Source organism: Paenibacillus glucanolyticus NBRC 15330 (assembly GCF_004000885.1).
GTDB classification, from domain to species: Bacteria; Bacillota; Bacilli; order Paenibacillales; family Paenibacillaceae; genus Paenibacillus_AQ; species Paenibacillus_AQ glucanolyticus.
On sequence record NZ_BIMC01000028.1, the window covers coordinates 24,655 to 47,080 of the forward strand.

19 protein-coding genes and 1 pseudogene are annotated in these 22,426 nt (G+C 51.2%); 9 read left to right on the forward strand and 11 right to left on the reverse strand.

Going from position 1 to position 22,426, the window contains the following annotated elements; all coding sequences use genetic code 11:
- Positions 1 to 20: 20 nt before the first annotated feature.
- The 4 genes and pseudogenes from PGL02S_RS25925 to PGL02S_RS25940 all read right to left on the reverse strand — a co-directional run bounded on the left by PGL02S_RS25925 (position 21) and on the right by PGL02S_RS25940 (position 4,548).
- Complete coding sequence (locus PGL02S_RS25925) at positions 21 to 1,274, reverse strand: ABC transporter substrate-binding protein (protein ID WP_036644063.1); 1,254 nt, start codon at positions 1,272 to 1,274, stop codon at positions 21 to 23.
- A gap of 164 nt (positions 1,275 to 1,438) precedes the next feature.
- Positions 1,439 to 2,398, reverse strand: coding sequence for a LacI family DNA-binding transcriptional regulator (locus tag PGL02S_RS25930; RefSeq protein ID WP_036644065.1), 960 nt, complete (start codon positions 2,396 to 2,398; stop codon positions 1,439 to 1,441).
- A gap of 123 nt (positions 2,399 to 2,521) precedes the next feature.
- Positions 2,522 to 2,722 (reverse strand): annotated as a pseudogene (locus tag PGL02S_RS29050) (ArsR family transcriptional regulator); the annotation flags it as partial.
- Between the two features lie 176 nt (positions 2,723 to 2,898).
- Positions 2,899 to 4,548, reverse strand: a complete 1,650-nt coding sequence (locus PGL02S_RS25940) for a glutathione ABC transporter substrate-binding protein (protein ID WP_036644067.1) — start codon at positions 4,546 to 4,548, stop codon at positions 2,899 to 2,901.
- Between the two features lie 160 nt (positions 4,549 to 4,708).
- On the opposite strand from PGL02S_RS25940, the gene nikC reads away from it, so the two are divergent.
- The 4 genes from nikC to PGL02S_RS25960 all read left to right on the forward strand — a co-directional run bounded on the left by nikC (position 4,709) and on the right by PGL02S_RS25960 (position 9,278).
- Positions 4,709 to 5,605, forward strand: coding sequence for a nickel transporter permease (nikC, locus tag PGL02S_RS25945; protein ID WP_036644070.1), 897 nt, complete (start codon positions 4,709 to 4,711; stop codon positions 5,603 to 5,605).
- A gap of 19 nt (positions 5,606 to 5,624) precedes the next feature.
- The gene (locus tag PGL02S_RS25950) at positions 5,625 to 6,548 is read left to right on the forward strand and encodes an ABC transporter permease (RefSeq protein WP_006207784.1); all 924 of its coding nucleotides are present in this window, start codon (positions 5,625 to 5,627) and stop codon (positions 6,546 to 6,548) included.
- Positions 6,549 to 7,260: 712 nt separating this feature from the next.
- Complete coding sequence (locus PGL02S_RS25955) at positions 7,261 to 8,274, forward strand: ABC transporter ATP-binding protein (RefSeq protein ID WP_036644147.1); 1,014 nt, start codon at positions 7,261 to 7,263, stop codon at positions 8,272 to 8,274.
- Positions 8,271 to 9,278 (forward strand): ABC transporter ATP-binding protein, encoded by a 1,008-nt coding sequence (locus PGL02S_RS25960; protein ID WP_036644073.1) that lies wholly within the window; start codon positions 8,271 to 8,273, stop codon positions 9,276 to 9,278. Before PGL02S_RS25955 ends, PGL02S_RS25960 begins: the two co-directional genes overlap by 4 nt.
- Before the next feature lie 150 nt (positions 9,279 to 9,428).
- Here PGL02S_RS25960 and PGL02S_RS25965 read toward each other — a convergent pair whose 3' ends face one another.
- The 7 genes from PGL02S_RS25965 to PGL02S_RS25995 form a co-directional block, all read right to left on the reverse strand.
- Positions 9,429 to 10,352, reverse strand: coding sequence for a metallophosphoesterase (locus PGL02S_RS25965; protein WP_306766009.1), 924 nt, complete (start codon positions 10,350 to 10,352; stop codon positions 9,429 to 9,431).
- A gap of 234 nt (positions 10,353 to 10,586) precedes the next feature.
- Positions 10,587 to 12,008 (reverse strand): sensor histidine kinase, encoded by a 1,422-nt coding sequence (locus PGL02S_RS25970; protein WP_036644076.1) that lies wholly within the window; start codon positions 12,006 to 12,008, stop codon positions 10,587 to 10,589.
- Positions 12,005 to 12,649, reverse strand: coding sequence for a response regulator transcription factor (locus PGL02S_RS25975; RefSeq protein WP_036644077.1), 645 nt, complete (start codon positions 12,647 to 12,649; stop codon positions 12,005 to 12,007). Before PGL02S_RS25975 ends, PGL02S_RS25970 begins: the two co-directional genes overlap by 4 nt.
- Positions 12,650 to 12,719: 70 nt before the next feature.
- On the reverse strand, positions 12,720 to 14,039 hold the full coding sequence (locus PGL02S_RS25980) for an FtsW/RodA/SpoVE family cell cycle protein (RefSeq protein WP_036644079.1): 1,320 nt from the start codon (positions 14,037 to 14,039) through the stop codon (positions 12,720 to 12,722).
- Between the two features lie 252 nt (positions 14,040 to 14,291).
- A complete protein-coding gene (locus PGL02S_RS25985) occupies positions 14,292 to 15,614 on the reverse strand; it encodes an FtsW/RodA/SpoVE family cell cycle protein (RefSeq protein WP_036644080.1) in 1,323 nt (440 codons plus the stop codon).
- 1 nt (position 15,615) lies between these two features.
- Positions 15,616 to 15,945, reverse strand: coding sequence for a PadR family transcriptional regulator (locus PGL02S_RS25990; protein WP_036644083.1), 330 nt, complete (start codon positions 15,943 to 15,945; stop codon positions 15,616 to 15,618).
- Between the two features lie 457 nt (positions 15,946 to 16,402).
- Positions 16,403 to 16,939 carry an NAD(P)H-dependent oxidoreductase gene (locus tag PGL02S_RS25995; protein ID WP_036644085.1) on the reverse strand — a complete coding sequence of 179 codons (537 nt, stop codon included), beginning with the start codon at positions 16,937 to 16,939 and terminating at the stop codon, positions 16,403 to 16,405.
- Positions 16,940 to 17,107: 168 nt separating this feature from the next.
- Here PGL02S_RS25995 and PGL02S_RS26000 point away from each other — a divergent pair, with 168 nt between their 5' ends.
- The 5 genes from PGL02S_RS26000 to PGL02S_RS26020 all read left to right on the forward strand — a co-directional run bounded on the left by PGL02S_RS26000 (position 17,108) and on the right by PGL02S_RS26020 (position 22,409).
- Positions 17,108 to 17,809, forward strand: a complete 702-nt coding sequence (locus tag PGL02S_RS26000; RefSeq protein WP_036644086.1) for a dihydroorotate dehydrogenase electron transfer subunit — start codon at positions 17,108 to 17,110, stop codon at positions 17,807 to 17,809.
- Positions 17,790 to 18,722 carry a dihydroorotate dehydrogenase gene (locus PGL02S_RS26005; protein ID WP_036644088.1) on the forward strand — a complete coding sequence of 311 codons (933 nt, stop codon included), beginning with the start codon at positions 17,790 to 17,792 and terminating at the stop codon, positions 18,720 to 18,722. Before PGL02S_RS26000 ends, PGL02S_RS26005 begins: the two co-directional genes overlap by 20 nt.
- Before the next feature lie 158 nt (positions 18,723 to 18,880).
- Positions 18,881 to 19,792 (forward strand): FMN-binding protein, encoded by a 912-nt coding sequence (locus PGL02S_RS26010; protein ID WP_036644090.1) that lies wholly within the window; start codon positions 18,881 to 18,883, stop codon positions 19,790 to 19,792.
- A gap of 50 nt (positions 19,793 to 19,842) precedes the next feature.
- Positions 19,843 to 21,717 carry an FAD-dependent oxidoreductase gene (locus PGL02S_RS26015; protein WP_036644093.1) on the forward strand — a complete coding sequence of 625 codons (1,875 nt, stop codon included), beginning with the start codon at positions 19,843 to 19,845 and terminating at the stop codon, positions 21,715 to 21,717.
- Between the two features lie 251 nt (positions 21,718 to 21,968).
- Positions 21,969 to 22,409 carry a hypothetical protein gene (locus tag PGL02S_RS26020; RefSeq protein ID WP_036644096.1) on the forward strand — a complete coding sequence of 147 codons (441 nt, stop codon included), beginning with the start codon at positions 21,969 to 21,971 and terminating at the stop codon, positions 22,407 to 22,409.
- Positions 22,410 to 22,426 lie beyond the last annotated feature (17 nt).

The window sequence follows — 22,426 nt, forward strand, 5'->3', positions numbered from 1 at the left end:
TCATCGGCTTTGCCTGCTTCTTACTTGGATGCTTTCGCCCATACCTCATCAAGTTTCTGCAGGAACTGTTCACCTGTCATGCCCGGATTCATGAAGTACTCCTGCGTCGCCGGAGCCAGGTCATTCGTGATGATGCCCGACGGGAAGTAGTTCAGTGCCCAAGTAATCGTCTCGCCTTTCGTTGTTGCCTCATGCACCGCTTGGGACAATGGATCCAGGTCGCCTGCTTCAATATTCGTTAAAGCCGGAATGAATTTGAAATCGTCCACGATGGCTTTCTTGCCTGTGTCGCTGGTAAACAGCCAATTCAGGAAAGCGTTCGCAGCTTTGACTTCATCAGCATCAGCCTGATTGTTGACGACCCAGTAGCTCGCCACGCCAACGGCGATTTTATCGTTGCCCGCAAGCGGGAACGGCATCATGCCGACCTTGGAGCCGAAATCACCGAAGTCCGCAAGCATGGAGTAACTCCAGTTGCCTTGATGCACCATAGCCGTTTTTTCTGTTGCAAAGTCACCCATCTGGCTGTCGTATTTTACTTCCAGCGGATTCTTGGCATTGGCTTTGATCACATCCATGAATTTGGCCCACTCCTGGAACTCTTTCGTGTCGGCCATCTTCACTTCGCCTTTATTCAGCTGTTCAATATAAGCCAGCGGATCCGCTTGAAGCGCAAATGGTGTATTGAGAATGTGTCCGATCAGGAAGTATGCCTCCTGGGACAGGCTCAAACCGTTCTTGCCATCAGCCTTCAATTGCTCCATCGTCTTGGTGAAGGAGTCCAGGTCTTTCACATTCGCCGGATCTACCAGGTCCTTGTTGTATACAAGTCCGAAGCCCTCTACACCGTATGGAACGCCAACGGTTTTATCGTCGACCTTCAATTCCATGTCTGGCGCAATGTTCTTAACATACTCTTCGCCGCTCAAGTCGGAGAAATAGGATTTCAGCTTCTCGGACTCGGGTCCCTGTGCTACGCTGAATATCGTCGGTCCCTGATTGCTGCCGAGCTTTGCTACCAGCTGCTGCGAATAGGCATCGCCCGCTGCACCCCATACTTCAACCTCGTTGCCGGTTTCTTCTTTATAAGTTTTAACCAAGGCTTCAAGTGGTTCTGTAATTTCAACTTTAGATTGGAAGAGCGTAATTTTCTTTAGCTTATCTCCCCCGGATGCTGCTCCAGACTCTTTGTCAGATGTACCGCCACAGGCCGCAAGTGTCGCAACCAAAGCGGTTGCCGTCAGTATGCTTAATACCTTTTTTACTTTTTTCAAGTGACACGCCTCCCCCTAAGGACTCTATAAAGTAAAACGTTTACAAACCCATCATATGGCGGTTTATCTAGATTGTCAATAAAAATTGTACGCGTTTTCATAAAAATATTAAGTAAAAAAACTAGTAAAATATTAGATATTTTACTAGTTAAATTCCCTGCGTTTTATTTTACTGTTTTCCGCCACTGGATGGTGGCATTCAGTTTAAAGGGTTCCCTGCCCGTGGTGCCCTTGATCATTTCCAACAGTTCCTTCGCCGCTAAATAACCGCTTTCATAACGGGGGATGGCAATCGTGGTCAATCCGGCCATGGCCGCCGCATCCGAATTGTCGAATCCGGTGATCGAGATATCCTCCGGTACCCGCAATCCATTCTCCTCCAGCGCTTTAATCGCGCCCAGAGCCATGTTGTCATTCGCGCAGACCAGCACTTCTGGCAAGGCGTTACTCAGTACCAGGATTTTGGCAGCCTGATATCCGCTTTCCTCACTGTAGTCGCCATGAAAGTAATTGCGGCGATCAAAGACGATCCCGTTCTTCGCAAGCGTATCTATAAATCCGGCGTACCGCTCCTTATGGTCCAAAGTAAACTCCAGCCCGCCGATGTATCCAAATGTTTTGAATCCCTTATCCACCAAAGCCTGGACCATCTCACACATCACAGGATAATTGTCAACGATCACGCTCTTGGTGTTGGCATACTCGTTATCGATAATCCGGTCCATGAGAACAACGGGAAATTGAGGCGTAGCTACAGAGACCAAATATTCGTCCGTCATATTCCGGTCCAGACTTATGGTACCGCTTGCAAATTTGCTGCGCATGAAATTCGTGCTGGATTTATTCGTGCAGATGATGAGGTCATACCCGTTCTCTGTCAGGCAATGGCTGATGCCCTTGATGATTTTTAAATAATAATCGCGATCAAAGTCGCTGAATACGAATATAATCGTGTTGCTTTTATCGGATTTGGTCCCCTTATGTGGAAAATAGCCATGTTCCGAGCATAATCTCAGCACCCGCTCCCTCGTATCCTGGCCCACGTTCTTGCGTCCGTTAAGTACATTGGACACTGTAGACACCGAGACATCCGCGAGCCTTGCAATTTCCTTCAAACCACTCATGCGTCCTATCCCCTCTCCAAAGGCGTTAGTAAATTTAATATAACATGGTTTTATTTTTAATAAAATTTACTTATTTTGTTTGGATGAGTTTTGGCATGGAAAATAATTGATGGGGATCATCGCTTAAGCAGGAAATTCTTTGCTTATACAGGCCAAGAAGCAGGCCATACGATGACATCGCCGTGACCTGCTTATCCGTATGTATGTACCGGGAATCAGAGCTGGCTTAAGGACAATCACCGGCCCTGCCTCACTCAATATCCGCAGATGGCAACGCACTTGCGGCTGGCCAATTCCCAAAATTTCTACGATGTCGCTGACCGATCTCGATTCTTGCTTTTAGAGTTCAACAATGTTAGATCGGTTCGGTTACCTGTTCCCTTTGCTTATGCTGGTTCTCTTAGAGAACCAACAAAGAGGCCGCCCAATGGCGGCCTCTCTCACTATAAACTCCTCTTTAGATCAAAACCGCTCAAAACTATGAAAATTTCATAAAACCACTATGGTTGAATTGACACATTATGCAGCTGCATAATACCGTTTGGATGTCTCCAGAAGCCCTCGACCTTGCTGCTGACTCCGTTTAAATACTCCTGGTGGTGGATATACAACATCGGGGCCAGCTCAACCAGCTTCTCTTGCGCCTGTTTGTAGATTGCCTTGCGCTGTTCAGGATCGTTCTCCTTGCGACCTGCATCCAGCAGTTTATCCAGTTCAGGATTCTTCGTAAAGGTACGGTTGCCCGGCTCCCCTACATTTTTGGAATGGAACAGCTCATACATGCCGTAGTCGGCATCAGCCGTTACCGTAGACCAGCCCAAGATGAACATATCATGCTTGCCTTCTGCTGTCTGGGCCAGATAAGCGCCCCACTCCACCACTTCGATTTTGACATCGACATTCAATTCCTTCAACTTGGACTGTACATACTCGGCAACCTTGATGCGCTCCGGATTATCGTTGGTCCAGATGGTTGTGGAGAAACCTCCCTCGTACCCGGCCTCCTTCAGCAGTTCCTTCGCTTTGTCTATGTTATATTCGATCGGCTTTACGGTGGCATCATAGCCGTTTACGTCCGGTGCCAGCGGACCCACGGCAGGAATTCCCGTACCTTCATAAATACCCGAAATGATCTCATCCTTGTTGATGGCCATGGACAAGGCTTGCCTTACCTTCACATCATTAAACGGCTTCTTATCGTTATTAAATCCGATATAAGACAAGCTCAGCGAGGCTTGACGGTTCAACGACATGCCGTCTGTGCTTTCAACGCGGCTGATGCTGCTTGGCGACACCGGATCTATAATGTGCGCATATCCCGTTTCGATCTCGGCGATCCGCGTCCCTTCTTCACTTACGACCTTGAACGTCACCCGATCCACCTTCGCTTTATCCCCCCAGTAATCGGCATTTGCGACAAGTTTCACTTCCTGCCCGGGGTTCCAGCTCTCTAACTTGAAGACGCCCGTACCTACCGGATTTTGTGCAAGGTACGTGCCGGCTTTCTCACCTGCCTTCAGCTTGTCATAATCCAGCTTGATGGCCTCTGCACTCACCATGCTGACCGCGGAATGGGCAAGATGCGCAAGCAGCGGCGAGAAGGCATACTCGGTCACGAACTGCACCGTATACTCGTCAATAACCTTGACCTCTTTAATCATGGCGACAAGCGAGGCTCGCGGAGAGGCTACGTCCGGATCCTGCATGCGCTCTATGTTCGCTTTTACGACCTCAGCATTGAATGGGGAGCCGTCTGTATACTTTACGCCCTGTCTCAGCTTGAACTCCCATGTCAGCTCATCGATTGCTTTCCAGCTCTCGGCCAGCCCGGGCTGAATGTTCAGGTCCTTATCATGAATCACCAGTGTGTTATAGATATGTGTTGTCATTACACTCGTTTGCTGGTCCGTCGACATATGAGGGTCCATGGATGGCGGATCAGAAAGCCAGGCAATCACAAGCTCATTCGCACCGGCTTCGGTCGTCCCCTCGGCGGGATCTTTGCTGCCTGTCTCCGGAGCCGGTGTATTGCTGTTATTTGACGGCGTTTCGGGATTACTGCTCTTGCTTGAACTATTGCACGCTGAGAGCACTACGGTAAGTATGACCAAGATACAGACAAGCCACCTTAATCTTCTATTACCTGCCATGTGAAACAAACTCCCCCTTCTCAATCAAAATAGGAAAATATTTTATACACAGTTAACATATATTTTACTATTTGATATTTATACCAGAAGAAGCCAGATTTACTTGCCGTTTCTACGACACCAATTCTGATATCCATACTCTGAGAAAGGATGATTTCACGTGCATAACATGACCGCTGATGCCAGACCACAAGAATCCGGTAATCATGGAACCCGCCTCGTACAATGGAAATCTTTCTACCACCGTCTGAGGAAAAACAAAGCGGCCTTATGGGGGGGTTATTTTCTCCTGCTGATGATTATTGTCGCTGTCATCGGCCCCTTGCTCACCCAGTATGATCCGACCAAAGTAGACTATTCTACGAAACTGCTCAAACCCTCTGCTGCCCATTGGTTCGGTACGGATCACAACGGAAGAGATATATTCACACGAATTATCCACGGCATGCGCCTCACACTCTCGGTCGGTTTTATCTCCGTCATCATCGGAGCTGCTTTTGGTGTCGTACTCGGAATCATATCAGGCTATTACGGCGGCAAATGGGATACTCTCATTATGAGAATTACTGATGTCATGCTGGCATTTCCAGGCATTCTGCTAGCATTGGCGGTTGTAAGCGTTCTTGGAAAAAACCTGTTTAACGTGATCATTGCAGTCAGCATCTTCTCGATTCCCACTTTTGCCAGAGTCGTCCGAGGCTCCACGCTTGCCGTCCGCAAGCTCGAATATATCGATGCCATGCGTTCGCTTGGCGCGAGCGACGGCCGCATCATCTTCGGACATATTCTGCCGAATATTACATCCCCCATCATCGTGCAGGCTACGCTGCGGATTGCGGTTGCCATCCTGACCGCCAGCGGTCTCTCCTTCCTCGGTCTTGGCGCCCAGCCTCCGACACCGGAATGGGGAGCCATGCTGAATGATGGGCGCAACTATATTATGGATCACCCTCATGTCGCCCTGTTCCCCGGCCTGTCGATCGTTGTCGTGGTCATCGCATTTAATCTGCTGGGTGACGGCTTGCGAGATGTCCTTGACCCGAAAATGAAAAAATAATGAAGGGAGCTGCCGGGCCATGCTCATCTATTCCATTCGAAGGCTTATTCAGACGATACCTGTCGTCATTGGCGTCACCATTGTTGTCTTTCTGCTGATGCACCTCATCCCGGGGGATGCGGCGCAGGTCATTATTGGGGAAGGGGCACCTAAAGAGCAGGTTGAGAAAATCCGCGAAAATCTGGGATTGAACGATCCGCTGCCACTGCAGTATTGGAACTATGTCAGCGGTTTGCTGCAAGGAGATCTCGGCGATTCAATCCGCAGCAACCGTCCCATCGCCGATGAAATATTCAAGAGCCGGTTCTGGATCACCGTCGAGCTGGCCATCTACAGTACGATCCTGGCCGTATTTCTTGGCATTCTGGCAGGCATCATCTCCGCCGTTAAAAAAAGCTCGCCTGCCGACATCGGCGTCATGTTCATCGCCCTGTTCGGGCTGTCGATGCCGAACTTCTGGCTGGGGCTCATGTTGATTCAGTATTTTGCCGTAGATTTGGGCTGGTTCCGCCCTTCCGGCTGGGGCACCTGGTCGCAGACGGTCCTTCCCGTGATCACGCTCGGGACAGGCGGCGCTGCGATTATCGCCAGAATGACCCGCTCCAGCATGCTGGAGGTTATCGGTCAGGATTACATCCGCACCGCCCGTGCCAAGGGTGTCCGGGAGCGCATCATTGTCTACCGGCATGCCTTGAAAAATGCCATGATTCCCGTCATTACGGTCATCGGCCTCGAATTTGGAGGCCTGCTCGGCGGGGCGGTGCTGACCGAGTCCGTCTTTGCCGTGAACGGCATGGGACGCTATGTGATCGACTCGATCAGGGCGAGGGATTTTCCCGTTGTGCAGGCCACGGTACTGGTGCTCTCGGTCATGTTCGTGCTTGTCAATCTGCTCGTGGACATATCCTACCGATACTTCAACAAGCGCATCGATTTCGATTGATTGATCTGGTTAGGATTCCAATTGACCCCCTACTCACTGTCTGCCGGACTTGATCTATTTCCGGGGTGCTGTGCGGACGCATGATCTGTTATTTGCTCTGAATCGACCTATTCTCGAGCCCTTGCGGACACGATCCGCTATTTGCCGAGAATCGACCTATTCTCAAGCCCTTGCGGACACACGATCCGTTAATCTACTCAAAACCGTGGATTAATCCCGGAATATCTCGCATTAGCGGATCTGGTGTCCTCATACTGCTACTCATTAATTTGTTTCGGGACTTTGGGACTTTTAATCCAGCATCGGACACACGATCCGCTATTTGCTCAGAATCGACCTATTCTCGAGCCCTTGCGGACACACGATCCGTTAATCTACTCAAAACCGTGGATTAATCCCGGAATATTTTGCAATAGCGGATCTGGTGTCCTCGTACTGCTACTAAATGGCTAAAAACCAACAAATAGCGGAACCACGGTCCGAAAGCTACCCCTAATTGAGACAATCTGAGCTATTTGGGAGCCTTTTGCACACCAACATTAGATACCAAACCCTCATTAGCCTAACGAAGGAGCCGCATTTACTGAAATTACTTTGTTTCGGGATTTTGGGACATATACTCATGATTAGCCCAACATCGTGCCGCTCCGAGCCAACATCGCAAATACCGTCAGATCAATTGAAAGCGAAGGGAGCTTAGACCATGATGAAGATGGAACAGCACGCATCAAATCTGCTTACGATCAAGAACCTGCAGACCTCTTTTTTCACCGACCTGGGAGAAGTAAAAGCGGTGGATGATATCAGCCTGAGCGTACGTAAGGGGAAGACACTCGGGATCGTTGGCGAATCCGGCTCAGGCAAAAGCATATTGTCCTTGTCCATCCTGCGGCTGATCCTTCATCCGGGACGAATCGTTGGAGGACAAATCCTATATAACGGAGAGAATCTGCTCGATAAATCGGACCGGCAGATGCGCAAATTAAGGGGCAACCAAATCTCGATGATCTTCCAGGAGCCGATGACCTCGCTCAATCCGGTCTTCACCGTTGGCGATCAGATTGCAGAGGCGTATCAGATTCATGAGAATCTGAGCAAAAAACAAGCCATGGACAAAGCCGTCGACATGTTACGGCTGGTGGGCATTCCCTCCCCGGAAAAAAGAGTTCGCCAGTATCCCTTCCAGCTGTCCGGCGGTATGCGCCAACGTGTCATGATTGCCATGGCGCTGGCCTGCAACCCGGATCTGCTGATCGCAGACGAGCCGACCACGGCGCTTGACGTGACCATCCAGGCTCAAATACTGGAGTTGATGAAGGAACTGCAGCAGAAGCTGCAAATGTCGATTATTTTTATCACACATGATCTGGGCATTGTAGCCGAAACCTGTGATGACGTAGCGGTCATGTACTGCGGAAAAGTGGTGGAATATACCGATGTGCGGACCCTGTTCAAGCACCCGAAGCACCCCTACACCGTCGGCCTGATGAACTCGCTGCCGCGGCATGATGTCGATAAAGAAACGCTGGAGCCGATTAAAGGCTCCGTCCCAAGCCCTTATGATCCGCAGGATGGCTGCCGGTTTGCGCCGCGCTGTCCGCACGCCGCCCAGCTGTGCTATGACAAGCTGCCTGACCTCCAGGCACTGGATGACCATCAGCAGGTAAGGTGCTGGATATACACGGATCAATGGCAGACCGAAAGCGAGGTGAACGTTCTCCCATGAGCAAAGAGCTGTTAACCGTCAAGAATCTCAAGCAGTATTTCCCGATCAAGGGCGGCGTCCTTGGCCGCACCGTCAATGTCGTAAAGGCCGTGGATGACATTTCGTTCTCTGTGCATGAGGGGGAAACCGTCAGTATCGTGGGCGAATCTGGCTGCGGCAAATCCACCACGGGCCGGGCCATCCTAAGGCTGGATGAACCGACCTCCGGCGAAGTGCTGTTCGAAGGGACGGATCTGCTCTCCCTGAACAAAACGCAGATGACCCGAAGGCGCAAAGACTTGCAGATGATTTTTCAAGATCCCTACGCGTCGCTGAATCCCAGAAAAACCGCGCTGCAGGTGCTGGAAGAAGCGATGGACATTCAGAATGTCGTGCCGAAAAAGGACCGCCGGTCCCGTGCCATCGAACTTCTGGAGACGGTCGGGCTGGCTTCCTATCAAGCCAATCGTTATCCCCATGAATTCAGCGGCGGGCAGCGACAGCGGATCGGGATCGCCCGCGCCTTGTCCGTGAATCCCAGGCTGATCATCAGCGATGAAGCGGTCTCAGCGCTCGATGTCTCGATCCAGGCACAGGTACTCAATCTGATGAAGTCGCTGCAAACCGAGTTCAAGCTCACCTACCTGTTCATCTCCCATGATCTCGGGGTTGTACGCCATATCTCCGACCGGATCATCGTGATGTACCTGGGAAAAATTGTGGAAATCGCGGATAAGCGCGCGCTCTTCCAGCAGCCGCAGCACCCCTATACCCGCGCTCTGCTGTCAGCCATCCCGACGCTGGATCCCGAGCGAAAGAAGGAACGCATCATTCTCAAGGGGGATGTTCCGTCCCCGATCAATCCGCCTTCCGGCTGCCGGTTCCACACTCGCTGCATGTATGCCAGGGACCTATGCAGATCCGAAGCCCCAGCGCTTCGGGAGGTGATTCAGCAGAACGGCGGCCATCAAGCAGCCTGCCACTATATCGAGGAGATTGCCGCCGGTACGCTGGAAATGGTGTAGCCCTGTTCACCACTTCGGACCGAATGACGGAAGTGTACAGATGCGCGTGGTCAGGGCATGCTTGAATGGCTGCCGAGACAACCACACGATAAATACGCCACTAAAAAAGCGAGAGAACCATCATCTCGCTTTTTTTAATGCACGGGGCTATTAACCGGCCCCGGAATGAAGCGTAAATACCGAAATTTCTGGCGGATTGCCCAGCCTGATTTTAAAGCGCGTTGTGCCTATGCCCCGGTTCACATATAACTGTACCCCGCGCTCCGAGCCGGATAAGTCGTACATCCCGCTTATATACTTGTCCGCCAGCGAAGTCCTGATCCATGCTCCCAGCACAGGCACATTCACTTGACCGCCATGGCTGTGACCGGACAGAATCAGGTCAATCGGATACCCAAGCAAGCGATCCGCTACGTCAGGCTCATGCACAAGCAGCATATTGAAGTGATGCTTGCTCAGGTCGGATAGTGTGCCTTCAGCGTCCGGCCGACCCAGAAGATAATCGTCCAGGCCCGCAACGGTCATCATCTCTCCGCTGCCGAGCGTTATGTTTGCCGTATCGTTGACAAGCACACGGAACCCTGCCTTTTTCATATATTCCTGGTACACGCGGCTGCCCCCGCCTCCGCGGTCGTGATTGCCATAAACGGCGAATTTGCCTAGCGGCGCCTCGATTTCGGACAGAATATCCGGTACTTCCTGGATACTCGCCGGACTTCGCCATACCGAATCAAATAAATCGCCCGTAAATACGACCAAATCCGGCTTCTCCCGATTCAATCGCTGAACGAGTTGATGGAGCTGGCGGTTCGAATAGCTTTCGCCAAGATGAGTATCACTGAACTGGGCGATTTTGATCCCATGAAAAGCTTGCGACAGGTTCGGCGATTCCACCGTATGATGGGTCACCGTCAGTCGGCTCGGTTCTATTTGCGTAGCATAATAATAAGTCCCGGCAGTCAGCAGGAGCATTCCGATTACAATCCAAACGATGACACGGAGTGGGCGAGGTGATTTGCCCATTCCCGCTGCAGCAGCTTTTACCTGCACTTCTTCATGATCCAGCATTCTCATATCAGCCTCTTCCTCTCCTTATCCCAGAAATCGGTGCCCCACATACATCAGCAGCACCACAAGCAGGAAAAACAGGAGCAGCAGCATACTCGGCAGTTTGTGAAACATGGGTGTCATCCCTTTCTCTCGGTGATGACTACATCTTAGGTTCCCTGTGTTACATCAATGTGACAGCAGCAAAAAAAGCCAATACAACAGCCTCACGGCTGATGCATTAGCTCTAATCGATCCTCCTCACGAACGAACGATTTCAGGATCGCTATGGTGATCCATGAACGGCAGGGAAAAATAAAAGGTCACCTCATCTGCATCAGGACGGACCCCATAGATGGCATGATGCTTCTCCAGAATCGTCCGTACAATCGACAGGCCTAGGCCCGTGCCGCTGTATAACTTGCTGCGCGAGGATTCCATCACATAAAACGGCTCCCATACGTGATCCCAATCGGCTGGAGATCTTGCAGACGGTCCTACTGCGTTGGTGATTTCGAAATGAAAAACACCCACCCTGCGCTCTGCCCTAACCCGGATGGTTTCATCCGCGGTATACTTCATGGCATTTGTCAGCAGATTGTGAAACACCGAGGCCAGCTTGGCCTCGTCGGCCATCACCGTGCCACCCACCGGCGGCAGCAAATCTTCATACCGTACGCTTAATCCCTGTTGTTCAAAGGATAAGCGGTACGTGTCCAATATCCCGGTTAGCAGCTGACGAATCTCAACAGAAGCATAGGTATACGGCTCGACCTGCAGCTTGGAGAATAACAGGAGACGATCAACCATCTCCGTCATGTCATCGGTTTTTTTTCGAATAATTTCTGTATAGGTTCCGTCGTCAAGTCCATCCTGAATGCCCGTTGCATACGCCTTGATCAAGGCTAACGGCGTCCTCAGCTCATGAGAAATATCGGCAATAAACCTTCGCAGCTCCTCATTCTTCCCCTCAAGTGTCACATGGGCACTCTCCAGCTTGGTACTCATCGAATTAATCCGCTCGGCCAGCTCCTCCACCTCATCACCGGTGCGAATGTCCGCTTTTGTGAAGGTCAGATTGGAAATCGCTTCAGCGGTTTCATTCAGCTTCGCCAGCGGCTTGACGATTCGCGTCGTAAACAGCACGGACAGCAGGATCAGCACCACCAGGGCCCCGCTCCAAATATACACATTAAACTGATTAACCATCGAGATGGTGTCAGACGTATAGGGGATGGACTCTCCAACGGCAACAACATTCCCTTCCATCGGCAAAAAGTTGACGAGGAAGTTCGATTTTAATTTGGGTTGGTCGTATATTTTGTTAACCCTTCCGCCTTCCCGCAAGGTATCGATGTTGTCCGCTGTCAGCCAAAAGCGGCTGAGCGTAATCCGCTTCTCATTCAGCCGCGTCTTGAGGCGGTCATTCAACTGATCTTCGCTCTCCGCCAGATCCGCATAAACGATCGTAACCCGGTAGGTCTGCTCCAGCACCGCTATTTCCTCCAAGAGCCGCTTCTTTTCCATCGACAGCACATGGGAGCTGACTTCCGCGAGCTTCTGCTTCTGTTGGTATAACACGTATTTCGGGAGAAAATACGTATTTAAGGCAAGAGACACAATGAATACGGCGGAGAGCACCAGCGTAATGCGGATGATCAGCTTTTTGCTTAATTTGCTCATAGGCTATCATCCAGACTGTATCCCATCCCGCGGTGGGTCTGAATGCATGACTCGCCGATCTTTTCCCTAAGCCGCCGGATGTGGGTATCCACGGTGCGCTCATCGCCAAAATAATCAAAGCCCCATACGTGATCCAGCAGCATTTTTCTCGACAGAATCCGACCTTTGTTAGCCAGAAAATATTTCATGAGTTCGAACTCTTTGTGCGTAGCCATCACGTCCTGTTCCCCGCGGTAAATCCGCTGCTCCTCCAAATCCACGGTCACGTTCCCGATCACGACCTTGGCGTTCAAATGCAGCAGCTTCTTGGCACGCAGCAGCAGAATACGGGGATCAAACGGCTTTCGCACATAATCATCTGCACCGGACTGCAGAGCCGCAAACTCATCGTCCGCCTCGCCTTTAGCGGTTAACAGCAGAACTTTCGTATGGCCAAGCTGTTTAATGGTTCTGCATACTTCAATCCCGCTCCGCTTGGGCATCATCCAATCGAGAATGACCAGATCCATCTTATGATGATAAAAGAGGTCGACCGCCTCTTCCCCGTCCCGGGCAAGAAAGACAGTAAACCCCTCTTTTTCGAAATAAGCTTTCAAAATATGAAGCATGTGCTGTTCATCATCTGCTATTAACAGGTTCATATACGTCTCCTTAACCTCATCGTGAGTATATATGCCCATCAGTATAACAAAAGACGATCTTCCACAGCAATTACGCCGCCTTCACAGAAGGCGCATCCCCCGCTTCGCTTGGAATCATGTTCTTCCGTCTGTAGATGGAGAGAAGCATACCGACCGCAGCGAGGTCCAGGATTTGGTTCGTCCCGCTATAGGAGATAAATGGCGGTTCTAATGTAACTTTTGGAAAAATACCCAATCCCATTAACATAGGCCAGAGCAAGCGGAATCCAAAAACAACGATCAGTAACGAAGAGATGTGTTTAGCATAAATGTCTTGGTGGACCGCAGAAATGTTCCATATCCTCATGAGGAATAGAAGAATCAGCACTCCTGTCGCAATCCCGAACATCCACCCAAAACAATAAATCAGATAAGGAAACACGTTTTCATACAGGACATAAGGGATCTTCGGTGTAACTTCACCAAATCCTTGTCCAAACCAGCCCGCTGCCTGGATCGCCTCAGCTTTATTCCCCATGTACCACAATTCCTTGGCTGACGGATTCATGAACTCTCTCCACCTGAGCAGTAAATGATCCATGCGAGTGAAGAGAAAAATGGATAACCCCGCAAGAGGCATCACAGAAATCAAGGCAAATTGTTTTCGGCTTCTGCTCGTTCTCCAAGTTAATACAAGAAACCCGACCGTATAAATGTACGTGTATATAATCGAGCTGCTTATGCTGTACAGAACTACTGGCAGAACCCCGCGATACAAGATGTTCAGTACCGTCTCCCACCGTCCCCACTGGCTGGCAGGCTTCATGCCTGCTAAGGCGATCAGAAGCGGCAGCAGCGAGAACGTGATGATATTCACGCCGATGAAACCTATATTGATATAAGGAGTTCTCATATCGTATAACTGCCCATATAACAGCGAAAAGGCTAATAGAAGGACGACGAAGAAAAACACAGGTGCCGAGTACTTTCTCAATTGCCGATAATCCAGAAAATAAAAAACGGTCATACATAGAACACCGATTCCGAGGTAGAGCAACTTTCTCTCTGCAAGGACGATGGAATATCTTTCGTCTCCGTAATACACACTCAACATGCCAACCAGCCCTATAATCAAAAGCAGCCCCAGCATCACCAGCAGCTTCCAATCCATCTGGGGCCGATGGGCCATGTGCAGGCTCTTGCCGATATCCTCCGGGACCCCCATCTGTTTTACCGCATCCTCCACGGCCGATTCTTCCGTATTCCCCTCCCGCATCAAAAACTCGACCCGATCTTCGATATGACTGAGCAGTTCCTCCCGAATCTCTATATGCATTTGTCTTGTGCGAACTTGTTTGCACACACGGTCCAAAAATTGCCGAACAATCTGATACTCCTCCATTTGCCGCATGCGGTTCCTCCTTGACAGAATATAATTCAGCATTAGCTTCCAGAAGTTTAATGACATCACGCCATAATAATCTTGCATATATAGGCAGGTTACATTAGCTAAATGATGAATATTTTTACAATAGTTAATTAAAAAAAAGATAACTCTCCCTAAACTTCGAAAAGAGTTATCTAATCATGATGGGCTAAAACAGTAGAAGTTGTACGATAAACCTGTTCGATATAACATAAGTTGGCTACATCAGCATTGCAATTACGCCGCCTTCACAGAAGGCGCATCCCCCGCTTCGCTTGGAATCATGTTCTTCCGTCTGTAGATGGAGAGAAGCATACCGACCGCAGCGAGGTCCAGCATGTTGTTTGTGCCGCCATAAGAGATGAATGGAAAATCCAGACTCACAACCGGTACCACGCCAAGTCCCATAATGATCGGCATGAGCAGGCGCAGGCCCAACACGACAATGACACCGGTCACGATATTTTTCCCGTAGGAATCGTGAAGTACATTAGATATGCTCCACATTCTGGCGAGGAACAAAAGTACGACCATCCCGACCACAATGCCAAACATCCAGCCGAAGCAATAGATCAGATAGGGATATATGGAGTCGCTATAAACGAACGGGATCCCCGGATTCGGCGTTGCAAAACCTTGACCAAACCAGCCGGCAGAAGAAACGGCATCGGCGATGGTCCGCATGAAATAGCCCCCGGCTCCTTCTCGATCTGCAACCCCCTCCAGTCTCCACATGAGATAATTCCTTTTTGTAAACAGGACAACCGCCAATCCAGCAAACGGCAGCAGGGTCAATACTGCAAATTGTTTACTATTCTTTTTGGTAGTCCAAGTCAGTACCAGGAACGCCAGCAAGTAGATGAACATATACACCATGGATCCACTCAGACTGTACAGCGCGATAGGCAGCACACCCCGATACAGGATGTGAAATACCCCCTCCCATGGTCCCCATTGGCTAGCAGGCTTCATGCCTGCCGCAGCAAATAGGAGAAGGAAGACGGAAACCGTTCCCAGCATGGGAATCACAATTGGCCCGAAGTGAAGATATAGGTTTGCCCCATTCACATTTGAGCCGAAAAATTCCGTCATCGCCATGAGGCACAGCGTGATGAAAAATAAAAATCCTGAATATTTTTTAAGCTTTCTGTAATCCAGGAAATAGAGGGCGATGAGAAGGATGAATCCTATACTCAGAAACACGGCTTTTCTTGCGAATATATCTGTGACGTGTTCCGTACCGGCATAGTCCACGCTCAGCGCGCCGAACAGTCCAATAATCGAGAGCAGGGCCAGCAGAACCAGCAGCTTCCAATCCATCTGAGGCCGATGGGCCAGATGCAGGCTCTTGCCGATATCCTCCGGGACCCCCATCTGTTTTACCGCATCCTCCACCGCAGGCCCTTCGGCATTCCCCTCCAGCATCAGCAGCTCCGTACGCTCCTCAATATGCCCGAGCAGCTCTTCGCGGATTTCCGGATGCATGGCTCTGGCACGCACCTGCCTGCACACGCGGCCCAGGAAATCTTGCACCACCTTGTATTCTTCGATCGGTCGCATGCTAACCACCCTCCCCGATCACGGTGTCTACCGCCGTGCGGAACCTGACCCATTCCTTGGTCTTCTCACGGAGCTGGTCCTTCCCAAGCTCGGTAATCCGGTAATATTTACGCTTTCGGCCATCATGCTGACTCCAAGAGGATTCAAGCCACCCTTCCGCTTCAAGCGTATGCAGAATCGGATATAACGTGCCTTCCTTCATCAGGAATACCCCGTCCGAGCTTTGCTCGATCTCCTTGATCAGCTCATAACCGTACATTTCCCGCTTGTTCAGCACGGTAAGCAATAAAATGACGGTGCTGCCCTTAAGCAGCTCTTTGTTAATGCTCATTCTCTTATCACTCCAATACCTAGATAATCTATGTATCGTAAATCTATGTATACGAGTATAAAATAAGCTTCCCCATATTGCAACGGTAACTTCTCAAGTAATTAGATGCTCCATGTCCTTGCCGATCACAAATGATTCGTGCCTGCGCATCTGTGCCCTACGCTAAAATAGAATCACAGCAGCTCCAGTAAAGCCTCTCCTTACCGCACGCTGTATGACTCCACAGCGAATAGCCCGGAAGCTTCAGCTGCCAGGCTATTCCAACAGTTTTCAATTATTCAAACAGCTATTCCATCCATTAATTAAACAGCTCTTCATTTCTTCCTATCCAAACGGCCACGGAACCTCAACAGGCCGTAGTTTCAAGTATGGGAAACGACCATTTGGCCTTCCTCGCTGTTCGTAAAACCGTAAAAGATCGCTACGCAGGAATCCGCACGCTTTTTGTGTACCTTCCTTATCGGGACCGCACCACATTTGTTACATGCTGGGCAAAATCCTCCGCATAACGCCGCAGCTCTTCATCCGTCAGCTGCATGGCATTATGGACGGTAAATACCGGCAAGTACGCCGCGCCTACCAGACTGGCTGTCACTTCATACGGCCGTGTCAGCTCCTCCACCGTATAACGGTTGTATCCCCCGCTGCCATACGCTTCTGCGGCTCCGCCGGTCGTCACGGCCACGCCCCACTCTTTCCCCCGAAGCTTGTCGCCGCCCGGACCATACGCCCATCCGAAGGTCAGCACCTGGTCGAACCAATGCTTCAGAAGGGGCGGTGAGCTGTACCACCAGAAGGGAAATTGAAACACGATTCGGTCATGCTGAAGCAGCAATTGCTGCTCTGCCGCGATATCGATGCATCCATCCGGATACTGTTGATACAGGTCATGCACCGTCACATCTTCCATAGATCTCACCGTCTCGGTTAGTTCCCGATTGATCCGTGATCCCGTTTGCAGACTCGGATGTGCAACGATTACCAGTGTTCTCATGTAGGATCCCCACCCTTTTCTAGGTCTAGTGTTATGTATACAAAAGGTATCAATCCCGACCGACGCCCGAATATGAGAAATGTCACAGGTAGCGTTATCCGTCTGTGATACTGTAGCAAGGAACATTGCGGGCGAAAATAAAGTACGCCAAGGGAGGAGAATGAGAACGTGGCCCTTGTTATTCAAAATGTCAAACTGGCTCATCGCATCTATCGACTTACCATTCAAGGCAGCTATTCGGCACGAATGGGGCAGTTCTTCATGCTTCGCTGCTGGGATACCTATCCCGTGCTGTCACGACCGATCAGCGTTCATAACCTGACGGAGGACTCCGTTTCCTTCTTGTATCGCGTGCATGGAACAGGCACATGGCTGCTATCGGCGCTTCAAGCGGGTGACAAGATTCAGCTGGAGGGGCCTTTCGGGCAAGGATTTCCTGAGCCCCAAGGCCGGACGGCACTGGTAGGAGGCGGCATTGGAGCAGCCCCACTGCTGCTGGCAGCTAAGGAAATACCTGATGCCAGCGTATATCTGGGATACACCAGCGTCCCTTTCGGAGTCACCGGATTCCACGAGATCAGCCGCAATGTCACCGTCAAATCCGGCGGCACCATTGTTGATGCAGTGGACCCAAGCCGCTATGACACGATATTCGCATGCGGACCGGTTGGCATGATGCACAGTCTGGCCCAAAAAACGGAGAGTACTAACGCCGAGCTTCACATCTCCGTCGAGAAGCGAATGGGCTGCGGCATCGGGGTATGCAACAGCTGTACGGTGACTTCCGCAGGCAAGAGCCGCAAAGTATGCACCGATGGTCCTGTCTTCCCGGCGAAGGAGGTGAATTGGAATGATCTCCATCGATTGTGAACTGGCAGGCGTGCCGCTATCGAATCCGATACTGGCGGCATCAGGCACCTTCGGATTTGGCAAACCGTATGCGGATCTGTATCCGCTTCGCAAGCTCGGAGGCATCGTTTCCAAGGGACTGACCTTGAATCCTCGCCCCGGCAATACAGGTACGCGGCTCTATGAAACGCCATCCGGCATCATGAACAGCATTGGCCTTGAGAATCCGGGGATCCGGGCTTTTCTGGATTCGGAATTATCCGAAATGGCCTCGCATGGGACCGCGGTCATCGTCAATCTTGGCGGCGGTACCTTATGTGAATATACGGAGGGCGCCGAGCTGCTTACGGAAGCCAGCCTCAAGCTACAGGCAGCAGGCAAGCGTGCCATCGATATGATCGAGCTTAACATCTCCTGCCCCAACATCAAGGAAGGCGGACTTGCCTTCGGCGTTGAGAACGAACAGGCACAAGCGGTGGTCCGGGCTGTCCGCAGAGCTACTGCGCTGCCTCTGCTCGTCAAGCTCTCTCCCGGAGCACGGGATTTGAAGGAAATGGCACGAATGTGCGAAGCCGAAGGCGCTGACGGGCTTTCCCTTATCAATACGATTCAAGCGATGGCGATTGATATCCGGGAACGGCGAAGCGTATTTGACAGGGCTTATGCCGGATTATCGGGGCCGGCGATTAAACCGATTGCACTTCGCATGGTTCATCAGGTAGCCCGATCCGTATCCATCCCGGTCGTTGGGATCGGCGGAATCAGCTGTGCCGAGGACATCCTCGAATTCATCATGGCAGGTGCGGCAGCCGTGCAGATCGGCACCTTCAACTTCATCAACCTGCGAGCCGGCGATACCCTGGCTGAAGAGCTGATTCAGCTGATGGATCGTGAAGGGATCCCTTCGCTGGATGATATTCGAGGCATCATCTAGCCTAATAGCCCTCATCGGGAGTCATTCAAGTGGTCCCACACCCGGAGCATTATTGCTATTTGTGATTTTTTTCACCGATAACTATTCTTTTTAAGAATAAAATGAACTCAAGAACAACATTTGTGAAGTAATTCACAAAATTATAGGAGGAAACCAGAATGAAAAGGACACTCTCTCTATCCCTCTCCATTATGTTAATGTTTGCGCTGCTCGTTGGCTGCGGGGGCAACGGAGACCAAGAACCTGCCACCACGGACAAACCGGCAGAGAGCCAAAACACGGATAATGGCGGAACTACGGAGCAACCGGCACAAGAAGGAACAGCCCTGCAAGACGGCTTGTATTACGCTGAAGGCGAGTTTGCCGAAGATTCCGGCTGGAAGGAGCTCGTAGCCATTCAAGTCGAAGACGGAAAAATCGTCAGCGCCAACTGGAACGGACTTCACAAGGACGGCGGCTTGGACAAAAAGACTTTTTCCGAGAAGGGTTTCTATGGCATGAAGGAAAAAGGCGGCGCTCAAGCGGAATGGCATGAGCAGGCAGCCAAAATGGAGGAATACCTCGTGGCTCAGCAGTCTGTCGATGGCTTGACCTTGAACGATGAAGGCCGCACGGATGCCGTTTCCGGGGTATCCATCCACGTCAACGGATTTACCGAACTGGCAGCAAAAGCCCTCGCGGCAGGACCTGTCGAAGCAGGACCATACAAAGACGGCAGCTACCATGCGGAAGCGGCTGACTTCGATGCCAACTCCGGCTGGAAGGAAGCCGTTGACGTAACTGTCATCAATGGCAAGATCGCAGCCGTTAGCTGGAATGGTATTCACAAAGACGGCGGTACCGACAAAGTGACCCGTTCCAAATCCGGGGAGTACGGCATGAAGAAAGGCGGCGCTCAGTCTGAATGGCATGAGCAGGCTTATCAAGCCGAGCAGTACTTGATCGAAAAACAAGATCCGCAAGCAATCGTTACGGCCGAAGACGGCAAAACCGATGCCATTTCCGGTGTATCCATCCACGTCAACGGATTCGTAGAACTGGCAGCCAAAGCACTCGAAGGCGCTAAATAAGCAGCAAGAGCGATAGAAACAAGACAACTATTCCTTGAGGGGAGATTCGCATGAAACAGATTATCGTGCTGGGCGGCGGATATGGCGGCATACTCACGGCCAAGAAGCTGGCTAAACGACTGCGTAAACAGAAGGATTTGCGGATAACACTCATCGACCGCAAGCCGTATCATACACTGCTGACCGAACTGCATGAAGTAGCCGCTAACCGGGTAGAGGAAGATTCCATTAAGGTGGATCTCAAAAAAGTGTTTGCCGGATTCCGCAACGTGGATGTCGTGCTTGATGAGATCGGCGATATCGATTTTGACAACCAGAGACTCCGCGGTGAGAAACAAACTTATAACTACGACTATCTTGTCATCGGAACAGGCAGCAAGCCGACCTTCTTCGGCATACCGGGCGCGGATCAACACGCCTTTACCCTGTGGTCCTATGATGATGCGGTTCGCTTGAAGGAACACACCCTGAACATGTTCCGCAAAGCGGTACTTGAGCGCGACCCGCAGGTTCGCAAAGAAATGCTGACCTTCGTTGTGGTCGGCGGCGGATTTACCGGCGTTGAGATGATCGGTGAACTGGCTGAATTTACTAAAGAGCTCTGCAAGGAGTTCCATGTAGAGCCAAGCAAGGTAACTCTTCATGTTGCCGATATGGTCGACAAGATCCTCCCAATCCTGCCCGAGCCGCTAATACGCAAAGCCGAGAAGCGGCTGCGCAAAATGGACGTCAACATCATTACAGGCTCCAAGATTACAGAGGTTAAGGCGGACGGCGTTACCGTCGGCGGCAGCGACATTAAATCCCGTACGGTGATCTGGACCGCAGGAGTCGAAGGCTCGGACGTGGTTGGCAGCATGGATGTTGAGCAAAAAGGCCGCAAGCGGATTTTGACCAACGACAAGCTGCAAATCCCTGCCCATCCTAACGTGTACGTTGTAGGCGACAATATATTCTACATTCCTGAGGGTGCAGCTGCACCTGTCCCGCAGATGGTAGAAAACGCGGAGCTGGCAGCCCCGGTCATCGCATTTAACATCGTGGCCGAGCTGTTGAACAAACCGATGAAGTCCTACAAACCGACGTTCCACGGCACGATGGTCTGTATCGGCAGCCGTTACGGGGTAGCCAATGTGGGGGTTCCAGGCCACATGTTCAAGCTCAGCGGCTTCCTGGCTATGGCAGTCAAGCATCTGATCAACATGGTGTATTTGTTCCAGGTGTGCGGCTTCAACAAGGTATACCATTACCTGCTGCATGAGTTCTTCCATGTCCGGAACAACCGCAGCTTCCTGGGGGGACATTTTGCGAAACGTTCGCCGAATTTCTGGCTCGTTCCGCTACGTATTTTTGCCGGATGGATGTGGCTCTCCCAAGGCTGGGATAAGATTCACAAAATTATCGACGATCCGGATAAAGTGTTCCTGATTCCGGCCAAAGCAGCCGACGGCGTAAGCGCGGCCTCTGCTGCAGGCGCTGACGCCGCCGGAGCCGGAGCGGCAGATGCGGTGTCCGCCGCCTCCGCTTACACGGCTGAAGCGGTCTCGGCACTGCCGGTGCCGGATTTCATAAAATCGATGGTGGACTGGTCGATGGACCTCATGTTCTATACCGGCGACGGCGGTTATACTTCGCTTGCTTATGTGTTTCAGACCTCGATGGTACTGGCTGAGCTGATCGTTGGCATCCTGCTGATTGTCGGTTTGTTCACAGCTCCTGCAGCCATAGTCAGTGTTGCTATGGGCGCCATGGTCTGGGTATCGGGCATGGCACCTAACGAAATGCTGTGGTACCTCGCAGCAGGGATCGCCTTGATCGGCGGATCGGGCAGCACGCTGGGTCTGGACTATTACGTGTACCCTTGGCTCAAAAAGGTATGGAAACGAATACCGCTGGTAAGGCGATGGTACGTGTACACGGACTAATCCCTTTCACTGTTATGAGAATAACCGTCACCATGCACGGCTGATTCATCTCATAAGCCGCTTCTGCGTCGGTATTTGAAACCCCATAATCAGACCTCAGAGCCGCGCATGTGTCCAGAGCGTAGTTGCGTTCCCTTGTCGTTGCGATGCCGCCGCGGATTCTGCCCTGGTCCCCGGCGGTAACGGACGATTAACATGAACGTCCTGCGCTCTCTAATCAACACGAGCCTTCCGGAAGGAGTCAATCAACGATGGATATGAAGCTTTTACAAGATACAATCGACATGCTTCGGTCGCATATCGATTCCGGAACGGATATCGATTGGACAGATATGGATAACAGGCCGGTGAGGGACATTGCCGATATGCTGGACGCTTATGAATTGGCCCATTCCCGCAAAATGACGGTACTGGCATGCTGCATCCTGATTCAATCCGCGCTCAGCAAGCACGGCAAGCTGCACGCGCAGGATAACGAGAGATTGACGAGGATGCTGCTCGACGGCGATTATTTGACCGGACTCATGTACCGGATTGCCGTCAAACGGAAGGAGTGGAAGCTGCTGTCCCAGCTCCTGCCTTTTCACAAACGCATGCAGCTGACCCTGCTGAAGAAGAATGCATCACCTGAAGTCCTGCTGAGCGAGCTGAAACGTGAAATCCGCAGCTACCTGGAACAACGGAGCGCATAAGGAGCCCTTAAGGGAAA